The sequence below is a fragment of the Streptomyces sp. NPDC017890 genome (assembly GCF_044328675.1).
Taxonomy (GTDB): domain Bacteria; phylum Actinomycetota; class Actinomycetes; order Streptomycetales; family Streptomycetaceae; genus Streptomyces.
Genome location: NZ_JBIRHU010000086.1, coordinates 1 through 3,563, shown reverse-complemented (window position 1 = coordinate 3,563; position 3,563 = coordinate 1). Strand labels below are relative to the sequence as shown.

Below are 3,563 nucleotides of genomic sequence, written 5' to 3'. Positions count from 1 at the left end.
TTCGGTGGTCCGGGGCAGGGCAACTACGCGGCGGCCAACGCCTTCCTCGACGCTCTCGCCCAGCACCGCCGGGCGCAGGGCCTGCCGGGACAGTCGCTGGCCTGGGGGCTGTGGGATCAGCGCTCCACGATGACCGGCGACCTCGCCGACGGTGACATCGCCCGGATGAACCGGGGCGGGGCCGGCGTGCTCTCCTCCGAACACGGCCTTGCACTGTTCGACATGGCGACCGCATCGGACGAGGCGCTCCTGGTGCCGATCCCCATGGACCTCACCGCACTGCGAGGTGCCGGCGTACCCCCGCTGCTCCGTGGCCTGGTGCGGACCCCCGTACGCCGTACGGCCGCGAGCCGTACCGCCGCGACGGACACCACGGGCCTGGCCGCGAGGCTCGCGGGGCTCGCGGAGAGCGAGCAGCGCGAGGCCCTGCTCGACCTCCTCCGCGGCCACGTCGCCGCGGTCCTCGGACACGCCACGCCCGACCTGATCGACCCGGCACAGCAGTTCCGTGAGCTGGGCTTCGACTCCCTGACCGCGGTGGAACTGCGCAACCGGCTGAACGGCGCCACCGGACTCCGCCTGCCCGCCACCCTTGTCTTCGACCACCCCACCCCGCAGGTACTCGTGAACCACCTGTGGTCGGAGGTGCTCGGCGGCACCGCCGAGACCAGCACGCCCGTCACCACCGTGCCGACGGGAGCGGCCGGCGGAGAGGACCCGGTGGTCGTCGTCGGCATGGCCTGCCGCTACCCGGGCGGAGTCTCCTCACCGGAGGACCTGTGGCGCCTGGTGCGCACGGCGGGTGACGCGATCAGCCCGTTCCCGCAGGACCGGGGCTGGGACATCGACGGTCTCTACGACCCGGAGCTCGGCCGCGCGGGCACCACGAACACCCGGGAAGGCGGCTTCCTCGACGGTGTCGCCGACTTCGATCCGGCGTTCTTCGGAATCAACCCGCGCGAGGCACTCGCCATGGACCCGCAGCAGCGACTGCTGCTGGAGACCGCGTGGGAAACCTTCGAACGTGCCGGCATCGACCCCACGTCCGTACGCGGCAGCATGACGGGTGTCTTCGCCGGCGCCTCGTCCTCCGGCTACGGCACCGGGGTCGCCGAGATACCCGACGACATCGAGGGCTACCTGATCACCGGGACGACCACCAGCGTGGTGTCCGGGCGCATCGCCTACACCCTGGGTCTGGAGGGGCCGGCGGTCACCGTCGACACGGCCTGTTCGTCTTCACTGGTCGCCCTGCACCTCGCGGCCCAGGCGATCAGTCACGGCGAGTGCACCATGGCGCTGGCCGGCGGTGTCACGGTCATGGGCACCACCGGCGTCATCACGGAGATCAGCAAGCAGGGCGGCGCCGCGGGCGACGGCCGCTGCAAGGCCTTCTCCGCAGCCGCCGACGGCATGGGATCCGCCGAGGGCGCGGGCCTGCTCCTCCTCGAACGCCTCTCCGACGCCCGCCGCAACGGCCACGAGGTCCTGGCGGTCATACGGGGATCGGCGATCAACCAGGACGGCGCCTCCAACGGCCTGACGGCCCCCAGCGGCCCCTCGCAGCAGCGCGTCATCCGGCAGGCCCTCGCCAACGCGCGTATCGAGCCGTCCGAGGTGGACGTCGTGGAGGCGCACGGCACGGGCACCGCCCTCGGCGACCCGATCGAGGCGCAGGCGCTCATCGCGACCTACGGGCGCGAGCGCGACCCGCGGCGGCCCCTGTGGCTCGGGTCGGTGAAGTCCAACATCGGGCACACCCAGGCCGCGGCCGGTGTCGCCGGTGTCATCAAAATGGTCATGGCGATGCGCGACGGAGTACTCCCACAGAGTCTGCACATCGACGAGCCGACCTCACACGTCGACTGGACGGCGGGTACGGTCACGCTCCTGACGGAGGAACGCGACTGGCCCGAAGGGGATCGCCCGCGCCGGGCGGCGGTCTCCTCGTTCGGCATCAGCGGAACGAACGCGCACGTCATCATGGAAGAAGGGCCGCTGGAGAAGCCCGGCAAGCCCCAGCCCGTCGCCCCGGAGACCGAGCCGCCTTCGACCGGCGAGCCGGCGCTGCCGTGGGTCCTCTCGGCCAAGTCCGCCGCAGCCGTACTGGCCCAGGCCGCACGCCTGCGCGACCACGTGACCGAGCACCCGAACCTCTCACCACTGGACCTCGGCTGGTCGCTCGCCACCACGCGGGCCGCACTCGACCACCGAGCGGTGATCGTCGGCGCCGATCTCAAAGCCGGGATCGCGGCGCTGGCCACGGATGAGGCCGTGGCCGGTGTGGTGCGGGGAACCGCCGACCTCCGGGGCAAGAGCGTGTTCGTGTTCCCGGGTCAGGGTTCGCAGTGGGTGGGCATGGCGGCGGGACTGATCGAGTCGTCGCCGGTGTTCGCGGGGCGGATGCGGGAGTGTGCCACCGCTCTGTCGTCGCATGTGGAGTGGTCGTTGTTCGACGTGCTCGGTGATGCGGAGGCGTTGGAGCGGGTGGACGTGGTCCAGCCGGTGTTGTGGGCGGTGATGGTGTCGCTGGCCGACCTGTGGCGTTCGCACGGGGTGCGGCCCGCGGCGGTCGTCGGTCATTCGCAGGGTGAGATCGCGGCTGCGTGTGTGGCCGGAGCGCTTTCCCTCAGTGACGCGGCGAGGGTGGTGGCGCTGCGGTCGAAGGCGATTCTGGCGCTGTCGGGTGCGGGTGGCATGGTGTCGGTGGCGCTGCCGGTGGAGGGGGTCCGGGAGCGGCTGACCGGCGGGCTGTCCGTCGCCGCGGTCAACGGGCCTTCCTCCGTGGTGGTTTCCGGGGATGTGGCGGAGCTGGACGCGTTGCTGGCCGGGTGTGAGGCGGACGAGGTCCGTGCCCGTCGTATTCCGGTGGACTACGCGTCGCACTCGGTGCACGTCGAGGCCATCCGCGACGAGCTCCTGGATGTTCTGGCGGGGTTGGAGCCGCGTGCGGCCGAGGTGCCGTTCTTCTCGACGGTGACGGCTGACTGGCTGGACACGTCGGTGATGGACGCGGAGTACTGGTACACGAATTTGCGGCAGACGGTGCGTTTCGAGGAGGCGACGAGGGCGCTGGCCGAGCAGGGGTATCGCTTCTTCGTGGAGGCTTCCGCGCATCCGGTGCTGACCGTCGGTGTGGAGCAGACGCTTGAGGGTGCCGGTGTGGACGCGGCTGTGCTCGGCACGCTGCGGCGTGACGAGGGCGGGCTGGAGCGGTTCGTCATGTCGCTGGCGGAGGGCTGGGTGCGCGGCCTGGCCGTCGACTGGTCCCCGCTGCTGGCCGGCGGACGCCGCGTCGACCTGCCCACCTACGCCTTCCAGCGCGAACGGTACTGGCTCGAGGCCTCCTCGGCATCGGCCGAGACGACCGCCTCGGCCGTGGATGCCGTCGAAGACAGGTTCTGGGAAGCCGTGGAGCACGAGGACCTCGCCACCCTTGCGGAAACCCTCGATGTGACCGATCCGGATGTGCTGGGTGCGGTGTTGCCGGCGTTGTCGTCGTGGCGGCGTGGGCGGGTGGCGCGGTCGCGGGTGGATGAGTGGCGGTATGCGGTGTCGTGGAA

General features: G+C 71.4%; 1 protein-coding gene. It reads left to right on the top strand.

The window, feature by feature from the left end:
- The coding region (locus ACH4F2_RS35330) for an acyltransferase domain-containing protein (protein WP_398136754.1) at positions 1-3,563 on the top strand (3,563 nt) is incomplete at both ends.